At 75.7% G+C, this 18,182-nt stretch carries 15 protein-coding genes and 1 pseudogene; 14 read left to right on the forward strand and 2 right to left on the reverse strand.

Annotated features, from left to right (window positions below; translation table 11 throughout):
• The 6 genes and pseudogenes from HCN52_RS03520 to HCN52_RS03545 form a co-directional block, all read left to right on the forward strand.
• Positions 1 to 1,013, forward strand: a pseudogene (locus HCN52_RS03520) (hypothetical protein); the annotation flags it as partial.
• Positions 1,010 to 2,944, forward strand: coding sequence for a TOMM precursor leader peptide-binding protein (locus HCN52_RS03525; RefSeq protein WP_168086870.1), 1,935 nt, complete (start codon positions 1,010 to 1,012; stop codon positions 2,942 to 2,944). The pseudogene HCN52_RS03520 and the gene HCN52_RS03525, both read left to right, overlap by 4 nt.
• 19 nt (positions 2,945 to 2,963) lie before the next feature.
• A complete protein-coding gene (locus tag HCN52_RS03530) occupies positions 2,964 to 4,508 on the forward strand; it encodes a hypothetical protein (RefSeq protein ID WP_168086871.1) in 1,545 nt (514 codons plus the stop codon).
• 13 nt (positions 4,509 to 4,521) lie between these two features.
• Positions 4,522 to 5,562 carry a thiopeptide-type bacteriocin biosynthesis protein gene (locus tag HCN52_RS03535; protein ID WP_245174839.1) on the forward strand — a complete coding sequence of 347 codons (1,041 nt, stop codon included), beginning with the start codon at positions 4,522 to 4,524 and terminating at the stop codon, positions 5,560 to 5,562.
• Complete coding sequence (locus HCN52_RS03540; RefSeq protein WP_312876517.1) at positions 5,559 to 6,476, forward strand: ABC transporter ATP-binding protein; 918 nt, start codon at positions 5,559 to 5,561, stop codon at positions 6,474 to 6,476. Before HCN52_RS03535 ends, HCN52_RS03540 begins: the two co-directional genes overlap by 4 nt.
• A gap of 17 nt (positions 6,477 to 6,493) precedes the next feature.
• Positions 6,494 to 7,231 carry an ABC transporter permease gene (locus tag HCN52_RS03545; protein WP_168086872.1) on the forward strand — a complete coding sequence of 246 codons (738 nt, stop codon included), beginning with the start codon at positions 6,494 to 6,496 and terminating at the stop codon, positions 7,229 to 7,231.
• Positions 7,232 to 7,462: 231 nt separating this feature from the next.
• On the opposite strand, the gene HCN52_RS03550 is transcribed toward HCN52_RS03545, so the two are convergent.
• Positions 7,463 to 9,364 carry a bifunctional 3-(3-hydroxy-phenyl)propionate/3-hydroxycinnamic acid hydroxylase gene (locus HCN52_RS03550; protein ID WP_245174840.1) on the reverse strand — a complete coding sequence of 634 codons (1,902 nt, stop codon included), beginning with the start codon at positions 9,362 to 9,364 and terminating at the stop codon, positions 7,463 to 7,465.
• Between the two features lie 90 nt (positions 9,365 to 9,454).
• Here HCN52_RS03550 and HCN52_RS03555 point away from each other — a divergent pair, with 90 nt between their 5' ends.
• From HCN52_RS03555 to HCN52_RS03585, 7 genes are all read left to right on the forward strand, one after another.
• Entirely contained in the window at positions 9,455 to 9,625 is a 171-nt protein-coding gene (locus HCN52_RS03555; protein WP_168086873.1) for a thiazolylpeptide-type bacteriocin, read from the forward strand.
• A 91-nt stretch (positions 9,626 to 9,716) separates the two neighbouring features.
• Positions 9,717 to 11,327: a class I adenylate-forming enzyme family protein gene (locus HCN52_RS03560; RefSeq protein ID WP_168086874.1), complete on the forward strand. Its 1,611-nt coding sequence runs from the start codon at positions 9,717 to 9,719 to the stop codon at positions 11,325 to 11,327.
• Entirely contained in the window at positions 11,324 to 12,166 is an 843-nt protein-coding gene (locus HCN52_RS03565; RefSeq protein ID WP_168086875.1) for a class I fructose-bisphosphate aldolase, read from the forward strand. The genes HCN52_RS03560 and HCN52_RS03565 overlap by 4 nt, the downstream gene beginning before the upstream one ends.
• Positions 12,138 to 13,238, forward strand: a complete 1,101-nt coding sequence (locus HCN52_RS03570) for a 3-dehydroquinate synthase II family protein (RefSeq protein WP_168086876.1) — start codon at positions 12,138 to 12,140, stop codon at positions 13,236 to 13,238. Before HCN52_RS03565 ends, HCN52_RS03570 begins: the two co-directional genes overlap by 29 nt.
• Positions 13,235 to 14,467 (forward strand): FAD-dependent monooxygenase, encoded by a 1,233-nt coding sequence (locus HCN52_RS03575; RefSeq protein WP_312876518.1) that lies wholly within the window; start codon positions 13,235 to 13,237, stop codon positions 14,465 to 14,467. The genes HCN52_RS03570 and HCN52_RS03575 overlap by 4 nt, the downstream gene beginning before the upstream one ends.
• A 71-nt stretch (positions 14,468 to 14,538) precedes the next feature.
• Positions 14,539 to 15,276 (forward strand): class I SAM-dependent methyltransferase, encoded by a 738-nt coding sequence (locus HCN52_RS03580; RefSeq protein WP_168086877.1) that lies wholly within the window; start codon positions 14,539 to 14,541, stop codon positions 15,274 to 15,276.
• Positions 15,277 to 15,326: 50 nt separating this feature from the next.
• The gene (locus HCN52_RS03585; protein ID WP_168086878.1) at positions 15,327 to 15,974 is read left to right on the forward strand and encodes a helix-turn-helix transcriptional regulator; all 648 of its coding nucleotides are present in this window, start codon (positions 15,327 to 15,329) and stop codon (positions 15,972 to 15,974) included.
• Between the two features lie 104 nt (positions 15,975 to 16,078).
• Here HCN52_RS03585 and HCN52_RS03590 read toward each other — a convergent pair whose 3' ends face one another.
• Positions 16,079 to 16,687 (reverse strand): response regulator transcription factor, encoded by a 609-nt coding sequence (locus HCN52_RS03590; RefSeq protein ID WP_168086879.1) that lies wholly within the window; start codon positions 16,685 to 16,687, stop codon positions 16,079 to 16,081.
• A gap of 754 nt (positions 16,688 to 17,441) precedes the next feature.
• Here HCN52_RS03590 and HCN52_RS03595 point away from each other — a divergent pair.
• Positions 17,442 to 18,029 carry a hypothetical protein gene (locus HCN52_RS03595; RefSeq protein ID WP_168086880.1) on the forward strand — a complete coding sequence of 196 codons (588 nt, stop codon included), beginning with the start codon at positions 17,442 to 17,444 and terminating at the stop codon, positions 18,027 to 18,029.
• Positions 18,030 to 18,182: the final 153 nt, after the last annotated feature.

Genomic DNA, 18,182 nt, shown 5'->3' on the forward strand with positions numbered 1-18,182 from the left:
CCCCCGCGCCGCAGCCCGCGGCGGCGGTGCTGGGCGGCGCGCTCGCCGGCCACCTGCTGTTCGACGCGCTCGCCGGCACCGGCACGCCCGGCGCGGCCCACGTGGTGCACGGCGCGGAACTCGCCTCGGAGCCGGTCGTCACCGCCACCCCCGGCGAACCCGCCCGGCCGGTCGCGCTCACCGACGTCCACGCCGACGCCGACACCGAAGCCGACGCCGGGACGGCGGCCGCTGCGGCCCCCACCCCGGAGGAGGCCGTCGAGGCGGTCACCGCCCTGAGCGACCGCTGGACCGGCCTCCTCACCGTCACCCCGGGCCCCGAACTGCCCCAGCTCCCCCTCGCGCTCCGCGAGGCCACCACCGAGGGCGAGCCCGGCCCGCTGGTCGCCTGGGCCGCGGAGCAGCGCACCGCGACCCTCGCGGCGGCGCTGGCCGCGCTGCGCCGCGACCGGCCGGCGGAGCACGGCGTCGCTGCGGCCGGCGTCAGCGAGGAGCAGTGGCTGCTCGACGGCGCGCTGCGCCTGCTCGCCGACACCGCGGAGCCCTGCGGCACCTGGAGTTCCGCCACCGCCGCCCCCGAGACCGCACCGGTGCTGCGGGCCCTCGCGGAGGTCGGTGTCACGCCCCCGGCGGTGACGCTGCTGCGCCGCCCCGGCCTGGACTGGGTCCTGGCGCGGCCGAGCGCGGGAGACACCGACCTTCCGTGGAACGGCGCCAGTTGGGGACGCGACGAGAACGAGGCCGCCCACGGCGTCCTCGGCTCCCTGCTGGCCGCCGTCCAGGCCGCCGCCGCACCCGGCGGGCCGCGCGTCCCGGACGGGGTCCGCACCGACGTGCTGCTCTCCGCCGACCGCGCCGAACTGGCGCTGCTCCGCCGGCAGGCCGTGGCCTGCGCCCTGCGCGACGGGGTCCGCCACGAGGGCACGCCCGACCGCGAGGACCCCGTGCTCGGCACCGTCCCGCTCTGGCGCGGCGCCGTGGCGGCCACCACCCACCCGGCGGTGGAGGCATGACCACGACCCACCCCCCGGCGTCCCCGACGGCCGACACCCTCCCCTGCGGCCCCGCGCTCGCCGGCGCCGCCGCCGCGTCCTGGCGCGCGGTGCTGCATCCCCTGTGGGAGGCGACCGGCGGCCGGACCGCCGTCACCCTCGGCTGGGACGCCGACTGGGAGCGCGACCGGCTCGCCGCCGCCGGCGAGGACACCCACCTCTCGGTGCGGGTCCTGGCCGACGAGGTGCTGATCGGCCCGCTGCGCGTGCCCGGCACCACCGCCGGCTGCGCGGGGTGCGCCGAGACCCGCGCCCGGGTCGCCGTGACCCACCCGCTCGCCGCCGACCTCTCCCACGCCACCGGCCGCGCCGCGCCGCGCGCCCCGCTGCTCGCCGCCCTGGTCGCCCCCGTCGTCGCCCACCTCGCCGAACACCCCCTGGCCCCGGGGGAGCTGTACGCGGTCTCCGGCCGCGGGATCCGCCGCCACCGCGTGCCGCGCCACTTCGGCTGCCCGCTGTGCGCTGCGCCGGTGCACGACGGACCGCAGGTCCCGCCGCCGCCTCCCCGGGAGTCCCGGTCGCGCCCCGCGCTGCCCGGCAACCCCGGGCGCGCCGCCGAGGGAGCCGGCCTGCTGCGGCCCGACGCGCTGCGCCGCGCCGTCGTCGACCCCCGCTTCGGCCCGGTCCTCGCCCTGCAACGGGAACTGCTGGCGCCGTTCGCGATGAGCATGGCCGTCCTCCCGGACGCCATCGCCCTCGGCTACGCCCGGGAGGCGACCTTCGCGGCGTCGGACCCGATCGCCGTCCTGGAGGCGTACGAACGGATGTCGGGTTTCCCGCACGAGGCCCCGGTCCTGACGGACACCCCCTACACCGCGCTCACCGACGTCGCGATCGACCCCGCCGACTTCGGCACGTACACCGAGGAGCAGGCGGCCCGGCCCGGCGCCCGCATCGCCCTGGTCGACGAGCACACCCCGATGGACTGGGTGTGGGGCCACGACCTGGAGAGCGGCCGCCCCCGCCTCGTCCCGGCCGAGATCGGCTTCTTCCAGTACGACTACCGCTACCGCCGGGACCAGCGCGCCGCCCGCCGCCAGGGCGCCGCCCCCCGCCGCCACCTCTACCAGGAGTCCTCCAGCGGCTGCGCGCTCGGCTCCAGCTCGGAGGAGGCGGCCCTGCACTCCCTCCTGGAACTGGCCGAGCGCGACGCCTTCCTGCTGAGCTTCCACCGCGCGCAGCCGCTCCCGGAGATCACGCACGCCTCGATCGGCGACCCGGTCTCGCGCCGGTTGCTCGACCTGATCGAGTCCCGCGGCTTCGCCGTCCACCTGCTGTGCGCCACCCAGGACCTCGGGGTGCCCGTGGTCTGGTCGCTCGCCGTCAACGGCCGGGAGGTCTTCCCGGCCACCTTCACCGCCGCCGGTTCCGGCCTCGACCCCGTCTCGGCGGTCCGCGCCGCGCTGTGGGAACTGGGACAGATCGTCACCGACCGTCTCGACTGGGACCGCGCCGAGGCCGAGCGGATGCTCGACGACCCCTGGCTCGTCGACGAACTCGACCACCACATCAGGCTCTACGCGCTCCCCGAGCGGCGGGAGCGGGCGACCGCCGTGCTCGGCGGCCCCCGCACCACCCTCGCGGAGGCGTTCCCCGACTGGCCGGGCTCCGTCCTGCGGGCGGCGGACGGCGACGTCCGCGGCGCACTGGACCACGTCCGCGGGCTGTTCGCCGCGGCCGGCCTGGACCGGATCATCCTGGTCGACCAGACCACCCGCGACCACCGGGACCTCGGCCTCGCGGCCGCCAAGGCCGTGGTGCCGGGCATCGTCCCCATGTGCTTCGGCCACGCCCAGCAGCGGCTCACCGGGCTGCCCCGGCTCACCGCCGCGCTGGCCGGCACGGCGTACGAGGGGGCCCGGGCACCCTACGATCCGCACCCCTTCCCCTGACGACCCCGGAGCACCGCGTATGACTTCAGCGACCGGCCACGAGCCCTCGGACGTCGCGACCCCGGTGCCGCCGGACGTCGACGTCATGTCGCGCGACGTCCGGTGGTTCGCCCACGCGACCGGCACGTCCTGGCCGCCCCCCGGGCATCCGGAGCCCGCACCGGAACGCCCCGACACCCACGTGGCGCCGGCGCTCCCGGAGGCGGCCCGCGGCCGCGCCGGCCACCCGCTGCCGCACGGGACGAGTGAACTGCTGGAGCGGGCACCCTTCCCGCACGGCCGGCCCGCCGCCCCGGCCTCACCGCCCGCGGCGCTCGGCCACGCCCTGGTGACCGCGTTCGGCCTGCAACGCCGCGAGCCCGAGAACCCGTTCAACGACCACCGCCCCTACCCGTCGGTGCGCGCCCGCTTCCCGGTGCAGGCGTTCGTCCAGGACGCGCACCGCGCCACCGTGCTCGACCTCCACCGCCACGCGCTGGTCGGCCTCGGGGCCGACCCGGGTGGGGACGGCCCCGCCGAGCCGGCGGCCGAGGTGCTGCTCGCCGGCCGCTACACCCGGCTCCCGGACTCCTACCGCTGGTTCCGCGGCTCGCTGGTGCACCTGGAGATGGGCATCGCCCTGCGGCAGCTCGCCCTGGGGCTGGAGCTGTTCGGGCTGCGCGGCACCGTCCGGCTGCCCGGCCCCGCGACCGCACCGCTGCTCACCGCGCTCGGCCCCGGCGCGGAGGAGGAGTGGAGCCTGCCGCTGTCGGTGGGCGTCGACGCCGCGGCGTTCCCCGCCGCGGACCCGCTCCCGGCCCCCGGCCCCGTGCCGCGGGACGACGCCGGAGCGCCCCCGCACCGGGTGGACCCCGTCCTCGACGAGACCGTGGCGCTCAACCGCACACAGGAGTTCGACGGCCCCGCCGAACCCCTGACCTCCGCCCTGCCGGCCGGCGGCCCCGCCTCCCCGCTCTCCTGGGCCGAGGTGCTGTGGCGCCGCAGCGCGGGACGGATGCCCCGCGGCATGTACGGCATGAGCGGCCGCCGCCGCACCGTCCCCGCCGAGGTGCTGGCCGAGACCGCCCGCTGGCTGGCGGTCCCGCCGCCCGGCCCGACCCTGGCGGAGATCGCGGGGGCCGTGCGGGTCACCGGCGTCGTCCAGGGCGTGGCCGGCCACCGCGACGGCGTCCACCACCTCGTCGACGGCCGGCCCGTGCTCGTCCGGGAGGACCCCGGCGCGGCCGCCGAGCTGGAGACCCACTACGGCTACCGGGTCGACCCCTACAACGGCGGCGACATCCGGCACGCCACGGCGGTGTGGTTCCTCTCCGTCCGGCCCCGCGAACTGGTGGAGCGGTTCGGGCGGGGGGCCTTCACCGCCGCCCAGTACGTGGCGGGCTGGCAGTCGCAGGGCATCTCGCTGGCCGCCGCGGCCGCCGGCCTCTACGCCCGTCCCGCCCGCGCCTTCCGTGAGATCCCGTCCCAGCGCGTCCTCGGCCTCCCCGCCGACGAGATGGTGCTCTGCACGGTGATCACCGGCACCCCGCGCTACCGGGGCCTCCTGTGCGACCTGCGGATCTGAAGGAGACACTGCGTTGAACCACCCACCGCCGGAGCCCGCCACCGCTCAGCCGGCCACCCCCGCGGCCCCCGACATGCCCGCGCCTGCCGCCCCCGCCGGCGCGGCCGCCCCGGGGGACGGGGACACGGCGTGGCGCGCGTGGCACCTCCACCTCGGCACCCTCGCCGTAGCCGCCCACGACCGGGTGGTGACCGAGGTGGTGGCGGCCGCCGTCGCCGCCGTCCCCGGACACCCCTGGTTCTTCCTGCGGTACTGGCACGGCGGGCCCCACGTGCGGCTGCGGATCGCGGGACTCGACCAGCAGGGCGCCGAGCGCGTCGAGGCGGTCCTCGCCGAGAAGCTGCCCGCCGCCGGCAGCCCCCGCGACGGCGAGGAGCCGATCGCGCCGGAGGAGTACCGGCGGAACGCGGCGCGGATGACCGCCGCGGGCGACGAGCCCACCCACGCCGAGGTGGAGGAACTCCTCGCCCCCGGCGTCCACCGCTTCGCCTACCACCCGGAGTACGAGCGGTACGGCGGCGCCGCCCTGCTGCCGGAGTCCGAGCGCCTCTTCCACCTCTCCAGCGGGCTCTGCCTCGCCTTCCTGCGCCGCGCCCCGTCGCCCGGCGCCCGCGCCGCCCTGGCGCTGCGCGCCGCCCACGCGGCCGGGCGGGCCCTCGGCGACGCCGAGGAGGAGGCGGCCTTCGCGCATCTGGGCCTCCGGGCGTGGCGCGGCTGGGCCACCGGCTTCGGCTACGGCCCCCAGCAGGTCGACCAGGTGTGCCGGTCCGCCGGCCCGGTCCCCGTCCCGGCCGACCCCGGACCGCTGGCGCCCTGGCGCGACGCCCTCGCGGCGCTGGCCGAGCGCGTGCGCGCGGAGACCGACCTGCACCCCGGCCAGGTCCTCTCCTCCCACGTCCATATGCTGCACAACCGGCTCGGGCTGCGGGTGATCGAGGAGCTCCAGACGTACGCCCGGCTCACCCATCTCGTCGAGGGACCCGCGCCCTCGTCCTTCGACCCCGACCATCCCTCCCAGGGCGCGACCCGCCCGGACCTTCAGGAGCGCCAGTGAACAGCAGTCAGGTGGCCGTGGACGTCCACGCCGAGCCCGCCGACACCCGCACCGTCGTCGCCCAGGCGATCGGCCTGACCCGGCGCTACGGCGACCACACGGCCCTGGACGGGGTCGACTTCACCGTGCGGGAAGGGGAGATGATCGGCCTGCTGGGGCCCAACGGCGCCGGCAAGTCCACGCTGCTCAACTCCCTGGTGGGGCTGCGGCGCCCGTCCGCCGGGCGGTGCGAGCTGTTCGGCGGCGACCCCTCCGTCCCGGCCAACCGCCGCGCGCTCGGCATGACGCTGCAGGAGACCGGGGTGCCCGGCACCCTCAAGGTCGCCGAGGCGGTGGACCTGATCGCCGCCCACTACCCGGAACCGGAGGACCGGGACACGCTGCTGGCGCGGTTCGGCCTCGACGAGGTGGCCCGCCGCCAGGCCGGCGGCCTCTCCGGCGGGCAGAAGCGCCGACTGGCGCTGGCGCTGGCCTTCGTCGGCCGCCCCCGGCTGGTCATCCTCGACGAGCCGACCACCGGCCTGGACGTGGAGTCGCGCCGGATGCTGTGGGACTCCATCCGCGAGTTCCACGCCGGCGGCGGCACCGTGCTGCTGACGAGCCACTATCTGGAGGAGATCGAGGCGCTTGCCGAGCGGGTGGTCGTCCTCGTCGGCGGCCGGGTGATCGCGGATGACACCGTGGACGCCGTCCGCGGCCTGGCCCGGGTCCACCGGGTGAGCATGGTCGCCGGCGAGCTGCCGGAGCTGCCCGGGGTCCTCAGCGTGGAGCGCGCCGACCAGCGGGTCCACGTGATGACCAGCGACGCCGACGAGCTGATCCGGGCGCTGGTCCGCCTCGACGTGGACTTCTCCGGCCTGGAGGTCCAGCAGGCAACCCTCGAAGAAGCCTTCCTTACGATCTCCGGATCCTGACCGAAAGCGCCGCCACCATGTCTCTCGCACTCGTCCACACCCGCTACCAGCTGACCCAACTGGTCCGCATCCCCGTCGCGATCCTCGGAGCGGCGTTCTTCCCCGCGGCCTCGCTGGTCTTCTTCGTGGTGCCCAACACCCGCGACAACCCGGCCGGCGCGACGCTCGCCACCGCCTCGATGGTGGTCTTCGCGGTCATGATCAGCAATCTCTTCGGCCACGGCACCGGCGTCGCCGAGGACCGGTCGCGGCCCTGGGACCCCTACACCCGCACCCTGCCGATCGGGCCGGCGGTCCAGTTCCTGAGCCGCATCTTCACCGGCATCGTGATGATGATGGTCTCCCTGGTGCCGGTCGTGATCATCGCGGCGCTCTTCACCCCCGCCACCCTCTCGTTCGGCGCCTTCGTGCTCGCCATCGGCACGGTGCTGCTGGTGTCGCTGCCCTTCACCATGATGGGCCTGGCCATCGGCTACTCGATGTCCACCAAGGCGGCGCTCGCCATCGTCCAGCTGATCTTCCTGCCGCTCGCCTTCGGCGGCGGCCTGATGAGCACCCCCGGTGACGAGCCCGGCTTCATCCAGACCATCGCCCCCTACGTCCCGACGCGGGGCGCGGTGGAGCTGATGTGGGCCGTCGTCGGCGACCACCAGGTCAACCCGACGTCCGTGGTCTCGCTGGCGGTGTGGACCGTGCTCTTCGGATCGCTCGCCGTGCTCGCCTACCGCCGCGACGAGGGCCGACGCTTCCACTGACCCCGGCGGCGGCCACCCCTCCCACGCCTCGGTGTGGACCGCCGGCGGCCCCGCCCGGCGGTGGCGATGTCCGGCCGACTCCGCGTGCCGGAGCGCGCCCTCCGGCACGCGCCGCAGGGCAGGGCGCCCCGCCGGGTCGACCCGCACCCGACCGGGTAGGCCGCCCGCGGGCGGGGCCGAGGGCCCGGGAGGACCCGTGCGGACCGGCGCGAACGGCGCGCACGGCGCGCCCTATCCGGCCAGCCGCTCCCGGAGGTCGGCCAGCAGTCGACCGACGCCGGCCGCGTCGCCCGCGGCGCCGTAGAGGTAGTGGTCCGGCCGCAGCAGCGCCGCCACGGCCCCCAGCTCGGCCAGCCACGGCAGGTACGCCCCGTCGGTGTCGCGGACCGTGCCGGCCCCAGGGCCACTGCTGTCGGCGCCGTCCGCGCCCTCGGTGCCGTCCGCGGGCAGCACGCGCACCGCGCGCCCGCCGAGCTCCCGCAGCAGCGCCAGCGCCTCGGCGTCGGCCAGTGCGGCGGGGTCCTCGCGGCAGAGCAGGACGAACCCGTCGCCGAGCACGGCGTCCGCCCGGTCCGTCCCCTCCGGGCCGGTGAGCCGCGCCTGTCCGACCAGTCGGCCGGCGGGCGCCCCGCCGCCCCCGAAGAGGAAGCCGGCGGCCAGGGTCTCGCCGGGCAGTTCGTCACCGATCCCCGGCGCCGCGCCCGGTGCCCCGCCCTCCGGCGGCGCCTGGCCGAGCATCGAGCGGTCCCGCGCCGCGGCCGCCTCCGGGTCGGTGACGCAGATCAGCCGACCGAGCCGGACCGACAGGTCGATGGAGTGCCGGACCTGTGCCCGCCGCTCCGTCACGTAGTCGTCCAGCAGCGCGGCATCGGCGCGTCCCCGGACCACCAGCGCCAGCCGCCAGGCGAGGCCGACGGCGTCCCGGAAGCCGGAGCACATGCCCTGTCCGGCGAACGGCGGCATCTGGTGTGCGGCGTCCCCCGCCAGCAGCACCCGCCCCCGGCGCCACCGCCGGGCGTTGCGCCCGGCGAAGGTGTAGACCGCGTGGCGCGTCAGGGCGGCGTTCTCCGGGGTCACCCCGAACCCGGCCAGCAGTCGCCAGGCGTGGTCCTCGGTGGCGAAGGTGTCGACGTCCTCGCCTGGCAGCCGCATGAACTCCCACCGCCGGTGTCCCGGGCCGGAGGAGACCGCGACCCGCGGCCGTGCCGGATCGGCCACCTGGTCGTTGCGCGGCGGGAACTCCGCCGGCCGGTGCGGGACCACGTCGCAGGCCATCCAGTCCAATGCGAAGCCGAAGTCGTCGACCTCGCCACCCAGCTCGCGCTGGACGAAGCTGTTGGCGCCGTCGCAGCCCACCACCCACGAGGCGGTGAGGCGCCGGGGGGCGCCGTCCGCCGCCGCCTCGGCGACCAGCTCCACCGCGCTGTCCGAGGCGGTCAGACCGACCGCCCGGTACCCGCGGTGGACCCGCAGCCCGGGCAGGCGCTCACCGCGCGCGGTCAGCGCCGCCTCCAGGCGCGGTTGGTGCACCGAGGTCGAGTCGGGGCGGCCGTGTCGGCCGTCGGCCCGCAGCGGGACCCGCAGCAGCGCCCGGCCCGCCGCGTCCGTCACGACGTAGTCGGGCGACGGCTCGGTGACCGGGGCCAACTCCTCGCCCACCCCGACCGCGTCGAGCGCCCGGGCCGCCTGCCCGTCGTAGGCCACCGCCCGCGGCAGCGGGTAGGGCCGGGGCCACTGCTCCACCGCGGCCACCCGCAGCCCCCGGTCGGCCAGCAGCAGCGACAGCAGCTGCCCCACCGGGCCGTAGCCGACCACCAGGACGTCCGCGTCGCGCTCGGGGTCGACGGAGGCGGCGGGGCCGACGGAGACGGCGGGGGCGGGGCCGTCGGCGGCGGGCCGTTCCCTGGGCGGGACCATGCTGTTCCCCTTCGTGGAGACGTCGTACGGCGTCCCGGCGCCGCGGCGGGCGGGGCCCGCCGGGCCTTGGCCCGCCGCGGTGATCGCCTCGCGCGGATCGCCCCGGCGACCGGGCCGGTGGAGCATCCACCACCAAGTACACGCCAGGAAGGAGGAGTCGGTACCCGCGGCCGAGTGACGGCGGGCCAAGTAGTGATAAATGTCAGCGACCCCCATCCGGCGATTGCTGCGACCGGAACGCGTTGGTCACGATGCGTGTCACCAGTCTCCCGACTGGCGTCGTTTCACAACTGAAGGGGTATTCCGATGAACGCTGAGGTCATGGACGCCGACGCCCTGTTCGGCTCTTTCGACATCGAGGAGCTGGAGACCATGGAGGTCGCCGGCGGTGTCGCGCTGCCCGAGATGGGCGCGTCGAGCGGTGACACCACCTGCTGCTCGTCCTCCTCCTCCTCGTCCTCCTGCTGCTGCTGCTGACGCACCACGGCAGAGCGGTGCCTGTGCGACGCGCGCGTATCGCGTCGCACAGGCACCATCTCCCGTCGCCGCTCCCTCGAAGAAGGCCGTGATGTCCACGATCGCAGCGACAGCTTCCTGGGCCGGACATGAACACTATGTCCACCGGGTCCTGTGGCGTCTGGCGCGCACCCCCTCACGGGCCGTCCTCGGCCCCGGGGACGGCGACCTGGACGGCCCCGCCGTCGTGGACGCGGTGCTGGCCACGGCGGGAGGACTGCGCCGCGCGGGGACGGGCCCCGGCGCGACGGTGGCGGTCCTGACGGGACCCAATCATCCGGCGATGCTCGTCGTACGGTACGCCGCCCACCTGCTGGGCGCGGCGGTCGTCCAGATCCGCTCCGCCAACCCCCGCTCCGACGCCGACCAACTGCCCGCGGCCACCCAGGCGCGGCTGCTGCGGGAGTGCGGTGCCACGGTCCTGGTGACCGACGAGGACCACGCCGCCCGCGCCGCCGACCTCCGCGACCGCGCCGACGGCGCCCTCCGGACCGCCGGCTACGGATTCACCGCCCCCGACGTCATGGACCTGCTCGGCGAGGACCCCGTCCGCGCCGAGGAGCTGCCGGAGTACGCCCCCGAGCGCCGCGCCGTCGTCGCCTTCACCAGCGGCAGCACCGCGGAGCCCCGGGGCATCGACCAGTCGTTCGCGGTCTGGAACCACCTCGTCGCCTCCTTCCCCGGCACCACCGACCCCGCGGCCCCCGCCGTGATGCTGGCGGTGACGCCGCTCAGCCACACCATCGGCCCGATGGCGGACGCCGTCCTCGCCGAGGGCGGGCGGGTGCTGCTGCACGCCGGGTTCGACACGGCCGCCGTGCTGCGGGCCGTCGCGGACCACCGCGTCACCGACGTGTACCTCGCCGTGCCGCACCTCTACGCCCTCGTCGAGGACCCGGCCACCGCCCGCGCCGACCTGTCGCCGCTGCGCCGGGTGATCTACAGCGGCACCCCCGCGGCGCCGCACCGGATCGCCGCCGCACACGCGCTGCTCGGCCCGGCACTCATCCAGCTGTACGGCACCACCGAGGCCGGCGGCATCAGCAACCTCACCCCGGAGGACCACCGGGAACCGGAGCTGCTCCCCACCGTCGGTCGGCCCTTCCCCTGGGTCGAGGTGCTGATCCGCGAGCCCGGATCGGACACCGAGGTGCCCCGCGGGGAGGAGGGCGAGGTCTGGGTGCGGTCCCGCACCGTCATGGACGGGTACTCCGCCGACCCCGCGCACACCGCCCGCACCCTCCGGGACGGCTGGCTGTGCACCGGCGACCTCGGCCACTGGGACCGGTACGGCTACCTGCGGCTCGCCGGCCGCAGCGGTCAGGTCGTCAAGAGCGGCGGCCTGAAGATCCACCCCGTGGCGGTGGAGTCCGCGCTCCTCTCCCATCCGGGCGTCGCCCGGGCCGCCGTCTACGGCGTCCGGGACGCGGACCACCGCGAACACGTCCATGCCGCCGTGGTGCCCCGGCCCGGCGCGACCTGCTCCGCCGAGGAGCTGCGGGCCCACGTCGGTGCCGCGCTCTCGCCGCTGCACGCGCCGGTGGCCTTCGCCTTCCGGGAGTCGCTCCCCCTCACCGAGCGAGGCAAGCCCGACACAGCCCTCCTGCGGTCCGTCCCCCACGGGGACGCCCGGGTCGGCGCCCCGTCGAAGGGAACACCGTGACCACGCACCAGCACTTCGCGCGGGCCGTCCGCCTGGGCCGGCTGTTCCGGCACGACCCGCGGCGGCTGATGATCGTCCCGCTCGACCACTCGCTGAGCGACGGACCGGTGATCCCGCGCGGCAGCAGCGTGGACCGGCTCGCCGGCCAGCTCGCCGCGGGTGGCGCCGACGCGATCGTCGTCCACAAGGGGAGCCTGCGGCACATCGCCGCCGCCCGGCTCGCCACCATGTCGCTGATCCTGCACCTCAACGCGAGCACCGCCCACGCCCCGGACCCGGACGCCAAGTACCTGGTGACGGGCGTGGAGGACGCGCTGCGGATGGGCGCGGACGCCGTCAGCGTCCATGTCAACATGGGGTCGCGCGACGAGCGCCGCCAGATCGCCGACCTCGGCGCCGTCGCGGACGCCTGCGACCGCTGGAACCTGCCGCTGATGGCGATGGTCTACCCCCGCGGCCCGGAGATCGCCGACCCGCGCGACCCGGAGCTGGTGGCCCACGCCGTCACCCTGGCGGCCGACCTCGGCGCCGACCTGGTGAAGGCGCCCTACGTCGGGTCGACCGCCGCGATGCGGGAGCTGACCGCCGCCTGCCCCGTCCCCCTGGTCTGCGCGGGCGGACCGCGGCGCGGCACCGACGACGAGGCGGTGGAGTTCGCCCGCGAGGTCCTCCGGGGCGGCGCCGCCGGGGTCGCCATGGGGCGCAACATCTTCCAGTCGTCCGACCCGGGGGCCATGGCCGCCCGTGTGGCCCGCGTGGTCCACGGGTTCCCCGAGGACGGTCCCGGTCACTTCATGGAGGGGTGCGGCAGTGAGCTCGAACAGACTGTGCTGGCTTGACGTTCGTGCGGCGGGAGCCGCCCGGGCGGCCGTCGTCGAGGAGGCGGCGCACCAGCGGATCGACGGCATCGTCGCGGACGACCCGGCGCACCTCGCCGGGCTGCCGCCGACCGTCCGCAAGGTGCTGATCCCCGCGAAGGGGAAGCTTCCCGCGGAGCTGGGCGAGGTCGACCTCGTCGTGGTGCCCGGGCCGACGGCGGCCCGCGCCAAGGCCCACCCGTCGGTGGAGTTCGGCCGGCTGGTGGAGATCACCGACGCGGCCAGCCTGGACGAGGCCATCGAGGCCGCGCGGACCGAGCGGTTCAGCGTCCTGGACTTCCGCGACCCGACGAAGATCCCGCTGGAGATCGTGATCGCGGCGGCCGCCGAGGCGGAGGGCGCCCTCATCACGGTGGCGAAGGACGTCGAGGAGGCCGAGATCATCTTCGGTGTCCTCGAACTCGGCTCCGACGGCGTGCTGATGCCCGCGCGGGCCGTCGGCGACGCCACCGCCCTCAAGCAGGTGGCGGGGGACCGGACCGGGAAGATCCCGCTGGTCGAGCTGGAGGTCACCGCGACCGCCCACATCGGGATGGGCGAGCGCGCCTGCGTGGACACCTGCTCGTACCTCGGGAAGAACGAGGGCATCCTCGTCGGCTCCCACTCCAAGGGCATGGTGCTGTGCGTCAGCGAGACCCACCCGCTGCCGTACATGCCGACCCGGCCCTTCCGCGTCAACGCCGGCGCCATCCACTCCTACACGGTCGCCGACGAGGGCCGCACCCAGTACCTCAGCGAACTCGTCGCCGGCAGCCGGGTGCTGGCCGTCGACACCGAGGGCCGCACCCGCACCGTCTCGGTGGGGCGGGTGAAGATCGAGACCCGGCCGCTCATCTCCATCGATGCGATCGCCCCCAACGGCCAGACGGTCAACCTGATCCTCCAGGACGACTGGCACGTGCGCGTCCTCGGCCCGGGGGACGCCGTCCTCAACAGCACCGAACTCAAGCCGGGCGACAAGGTGCTGGGCCATCTGCCGACCGCCGACCGCCATGTCGGCTACCCGATCGACGAGTTCTGCCGCGAGCAGTGACGGCGCACGACTCCCGCCCCGCCGCCCGGGCACCGGGCGGCGGGGCGCCGAACGCACTGCGGGTCGCCGTGGTCGGCGCGGGGATCGGCGGGCTCACCCTGGCCGCCGCGCTCGCCCGTGTCGGCCTCGACTGCACCGTCTTCGACCGGGCGGAACACCTCTCCGAGGTGGGCGCCGGCCTTCAACTCGCTCCCGGGACGGTGAAGTTGCTGCGCCGGCTCGGCGTCGGCGCCGGCCTCGCCGAGAGGTCCGTGCGGCCCCTCTCCCTCGACCTGCTGCGCTGGGAGGACGGCGGGCTGCTCTCCCGCGCCCCGCTCGGCGCCACCTGCGAGGAGCGGTACGGCGCGCCGTACACCACCGTGCACCGAGGGCAGTTGCACGCCCTGCTGCTGGCCCGCACCCGGGCGGCGGTCCGACCGGGGCACCGCCTCACCGCGGTGGAGGAGCAGCCCGACGCGGTGGTGCTGCGCTTCGCCGACGGTACCGAGCACCGGGCCGACGTGGTGGTGGGTGCCGACGGCATCCGCTCGGTGGTCCGGAGCGCGCTCGCCGCCGACGACCCGGTGTTCTCCGGGCAGTTCATGTACCGGGGGCTGGTCCCGGCGCAGCGGTTCCCCGCGCTGGCCGCGGATCCGCGGGTGCGGGTCTGGCTCGGTCCCGGCCGGCACTGCGTCTGCTACCCGGTGGACGGCGGCCGGTCGTTGAGCTTCGCCGCGACCACCCCGGGCGCCGCGCCGGCCGAGGAGTCCTGGACCGCCGCCGCCGAAGCGGGCGCCGCTGCCGCCGCCTACCGCGGCTGGGACGCCACGGTGGTGCGGCTGCTGGACGCCGCCGACCGGGTCGGCCGCTGGGCCCTGCACGACCGCACCCCCCTGGAGCGCTGGTCCACCGACCGGATCACCCTGCTGGGTGACGCGGCGCACCCGATGCTGCCCTTCGCCGCCCAGGGGGCGAACCAGGCGGTCGAGGACGCCGTGACGCTCGCCGTCCGCCTGGCGGCCGCCGGGGCCGCCGCGGTGCCCGAGGCGCTGCGCCGGTACCAGGAGCTGCGGGTGCCGCGCACCACCGACCTCCAGCGCTCCGCGCGGGAGCGGACGGCGCGGATGCACCTGCCGGACGGCCCGGACCAGCGGAAGCGGGACGTCGCGCTGGCGCGGCCCCATGACCCCCGCGAGACGGACTGGAGCTACGGCTACGACGCGCTGACCGTCGCCGTCCGCGGCGGCTGAGCAACCCCGAAGTGGAACCAGTAGTTCCGCTTCGGACGTGTAGCGGGACGGCGAACGAAGAAGGGACAGCCATGCACGGGGGAGCGCCGACGGTGCCGACGGCCTACAGCGAGGAGCACGCCAGGATCTACGACTTCGTCCACGGCGCCCGCGGCCGGGACTGGCGGTCCGAGGCCGACCGGTTCACGGAGCTGATCCGTGACCGAGCCCCCGGCGCGGACTCGCTGCTGGACGTCGCCTGCGGGACCGGAGCCCACCTGGAGCGGTTCCAGGAGCACTTCACCACCGTCGCCGGGGTGGAACTCTCCCCCGCGATGCGGGAGATCGCCCGCGCGCGGCTCACCGCTCCCGTCCATGCCGGCGACATGCGCACCTTCGACCTCGGGACACGCTTCGACGCAGTCCTGTGTCTTTGCTTCTCGATGGGGTACATGCGCAGCACGGACGAACTCCGCCTCGCGGCGGAACGGCTGGTCGCACATCTCGCGCCCGGCGGGGTCCTGGTCGCCGAACCCTGGTGGTTCCCCGACCGGTTCCTCGACGGGTTCGTGTCGGCCGCGCTCGCCCAGGACGACCACCTCGCGGTCAGCCGGATCTCCCATTCGGCGCGCGAGGGCCTGGTGACGCGGATGACCGTGCGGTACACCGTGGCCGACAGCGGGGGCATCCGGGACTTCACCGAGTACGAGACGTACACGCTGTTCACCGAGGAGGAGTACCGGCGCGCGTTCCGGGAGGCGGGATGCGAGGTGACCCATGTGCCCGGCGGCCCCAACGGCCGCGGGTTGTTCGTCGGACGACGCGCGTAGCGCGCGCCGACACCGGGATTGTCAGTGAAGCAAGCACGGGGGTGCTGTTCATGATCACCAGTACGCACGCGGCGGCGAGGACCTGTCGGGGGACCACGCAGATCGTCGTCGCCGGAGACCGGCCCATTCTCACGGAGGCGCTCGCGGTCTGCCTCGGCGACGTCAAGGGGTTCCGGGTCACGGGAGTGGCGGATGCCCACCACCAGGTGGTGCCCACCCTGCGGCGGACGGCGGCCGACGTGCTGGTCGTCAGCGGGGTCTCGCCGCGCAGCCTGGCCTTGGCCGACGAGGTGCGGCGCGCCCTGCCGTCCTGCGGCGTCACCCTGATCGCGGACGAGTCGACGCACCCGCCGCTCACCCGGCTGCGGGACTCCTGCCGGGTCGGCGTCGTGCACCGCAGGGCACGGCTGGCCGAACTCATCGGCACGATACGGCAGGTCTCGGCGGCGGCACCGGCGGCCGGGACGGAGGGGGCCGCCGCGCACGACGCGGCCGGGGGCGGCGCCGCGCAGCTCAAGGACCGCGAGTGCAGCATCCTGCGGGCGACCGTCGCCGGCTGCACCATCAAGGAGATCGCCCGGGACCTGTACCTCGCCCCGGGCACCGTGCGGAACCTCGCCTCCTCGGCGATTCGCAAGCTCGGCGCCCGCAACCGCTTCGACGCCGCCCGCATCGCCGCGGAGCGCGGGCTCCTCTGACGCGGGCCGCCGGCGGGGCCGGGGGCGCGGGGGTGCGGGCGACCGCCGCGCCCCCGGCCCCCGTTCCGGTCGGTACCCCCGGCGGGCGCGCCGCGCGGGAGCGGCTACAGCAGTCCCTGCTCCAGGGCGATCCGCGCGGCGTCGAACCGGTTGCGCGCGCCGAGCTTCCCGATCGCGGAGGAGGCCAGGTTCCGCACCGTCCCCGGTGCGAGGAAGAGCTCCTTGGACATCTCCTTGACCGAGGCACCGCTCATGGTGGACCGCAGGACCTCCTGTTCGCGGGCGCCCAGACAGCGTGTCCGGCGCGGGACCTGGCACGTCGCGCGGGTGCCGGCGAGCCGGGAGCCCTCGATCTCCCGGATGGCGTCCACCAGGTGGGGGAGTTTGCCGTCGGCCGGCACGAACCGGATGCCGTCGTGTCGGGGGAGGCCGGCCGGGTCCGACCCGTCCCCGGTCGGCAGGATGGCGGCGATGCCGCACATCGGCAGTTCGCGGCGCATCCGCAGCGCGAAGCTCTCGGCCTTGCCCGCCTCGTCGAGCAGGCTCTCGCCCAGTACCAGGACGGTGGCGTCCTTGCGGCGGGCCACCGGCAGCACCTCGTGCCGCTGACCTGCGATGCCCGCCACGTCGAAGTCGGGTACGCCGTCGAGGATGCGCGCCAGCGCCTCCGCGAAGAGACATCGTTCGTAGGCCAGCACGATGCGGATGGACATGTGTGAGAACTCCCCCGAGCCGGTGCAAGTGGTGCGTGGTGCCTGCCACGTCGACGGGCGGGGCGCGCGAACCGGGTGGTCGCGAGCGGCTGTCCTCACAGCCCCTCCGCGCCTGGGCGCGTACCGGTCCTGCCCCGACCATCGGGAAACGGCCACATCTTGACATAGATTGAAGAATCCTAGGAGAAATTTGACAAGCATTTTGGTGATCTTGGGACATGAGTGTGCTGTTTCTGATCGAGCAGGGTCCGAATTGCACCACCGGAATCCGGTAAGCGATTACTGCGCGGATTCGGGTGACTATCCGCTCCCGGGCGGAGCGCCCGGGTCCGCTCCGGAGCGTCCGCGGAGCCCGCCGGCGGCGATCCGGGCACCGGAGTGCGCACCGGAGTGCGCACCGGTGGTGCCGCGGGGGGTGCCGCAGCGCGACGACCGATCCGGCCCGGGGCGGTCATGTCGCGACATGTCCCGCCGGGCGGCGGTGCGCCGTCGCGACCGACCCCCGCCCGCATCCGGCACCGCCGCGCCGGTACGGACGGTGAACGGGCGCCGGGGAGCCGCCGCCCGGGCGGCGCGACCCGCCGGTCGCCGGCCGTCCCCGGCCCCTGCGAATAGCGCAGGATTCCCGCGACAGCGGCACTTCGCCCGGTCGCGCCGCCCTCGGCAGCCGCACGGGAACCGGCGTCCTGTCACCGCCCGCATTCCACCGCGGCGGGCCGCACGCCGCGGCCGACGATCCGCTTGGATGGTGAGCATGAACGCAACTCCCGCAGCAAACCCCCTTCCCGGTACGCGCGGTTCCGGGATGATCCTCGCGCTGTTCGGTGCCGTCTGGTGGTGCGTCGGCTCGGTGGTGCTGAACGGCCCGGCGCGGCCGGCCGCTCTCGCCGTCGGCGTGCTCGTCGCCCTCGTCCTGCTGGTGCTGGCCGCCCGCCGACTGGACGGCACCGGCGAACGGGAGGCGTACGAACGCAGCTCCCGCACCTTCGCCTGGTGCAACGCCGGTCAGGGCATCGGCATCGGGGTCGTCATCGTCGCCGGCAACGTCACCGGCCACCAGAACCTCATTCCGGCGTTCATCGCGGTCGTGGTCGGCGTGCACTTCTTCCCGCTGGCCCGCCCGTTCGGCCACCCGGAGTACCGCTGGACCGGCGGACTCCTCGTCCTCGTCGGCGCGGTCTGCTCCGTCGTCGCGCTCGCCGGCGCCCCGGTGACCGGCGTGCTGACCGCCGCCGGCGCCGGCTCCGCCCTGGTGCTCTGGTCCACCACCGTCTGGTATCTGCGCCGCGGCGCGCCCGCAGCCCCCGCGCAGGTGGGGGCGGCCACCGCGACCGCCAGGTAGACACATCGCGCGGAGGAGGACAACCGCCCGGCGAAGGTTCCTGATATGTGTCACGGCCGCACGGCGACACCCGCCACCGGGCGCGGTCGTGCACTAGCTTGGCGGCCGGGCTGCCACCGGCCCCCCGCCCCGGCAGGGCACGCGGGGGAGCCG

The sequence above is a fragment of the Streptomyces bohaiensis genome, assembly GCF_012033785.1.
GTDB lineage: Bacteria > Actinomycetota > Actinomycetes > Streptomycetales > Streptomycetaceae > Streptomyces > Streptomyces bohaiensis.

Excerpts from the sequence above, each read along its gene's own strand:
- HCN52_RS03525 (WP_168086870.1), top strand. The coding sequence starts at position 1,010 with ATGACCACGACCCACCCCCCGGCGTCCCCGACGGCCGACACCCTCCCC.
- HCN52_RS03530 (WP_168086871.1), top strand. The coding sequence starts at position 2,964 with ATGACTTCAGCGACCGGCCACGAGCCCTCGGACGTCGCGACCCCGGTG.
- HCN52_RS03545 (WP_168086872.1), top strand. The coding sequence starts at position 6,494 with ATGTCTCTCGCACTCGTCCACACCCGCTACCAGCTGACCCAACTGGTC.
- HCN52_RS03550 (WP_245174840.1), bottom strand. The coding sequence starts at position 9,364 with ATGGGGGTCGCTGACATTTATCACTACTTGGCCCGCCGTCACTCGGCC.
- HCN52_RS03555 (WP_168086873.1), top strand. The coding sequence starts at position 9,455 with ATGAACGCTGAGGTCATGGACGCCGACGCCCTGTTCGGCTCTTTCGAC.
- HCN52_RS03560 (WP_168086874.1), top strand. The coding sequence starts at position 9,717 with ATGTCCACGATCGCAGCGACAGCTTCCTGGGCCGGACATGAACACTAT.
- HCN52_RS03580 (WP_168086877.1), top strand. The coding sequence starts at position 14,539 with ATGCACGGGGGAGCGCCGACGGTGCCGACGGCCTACAGCGAGGAGCAC.
- HCN52_RS03585 (WP_168086878.1), top strand. The coding sequence starts at position 15,327 with ATGATCACCAGTACGCACGCGGCGGCGAGGACCTGTCGGGGGACCACG.
- HCN52_RS03590 (WP_168086879.1), bottom strand. The coding sequence starts at position 16,687 with ATGTCCATCCGCATCGTGCTGGCCTACGAACGATGTCTCTTCGCGGAG.
- HCN52_RS03595 (WP_168086880.1), top strand. The coding sequence starts at position 17,442 with ATGAACGCAACTCCCGCAGCAAACCCCCTTCCCGGTACGCGCGGTTCC.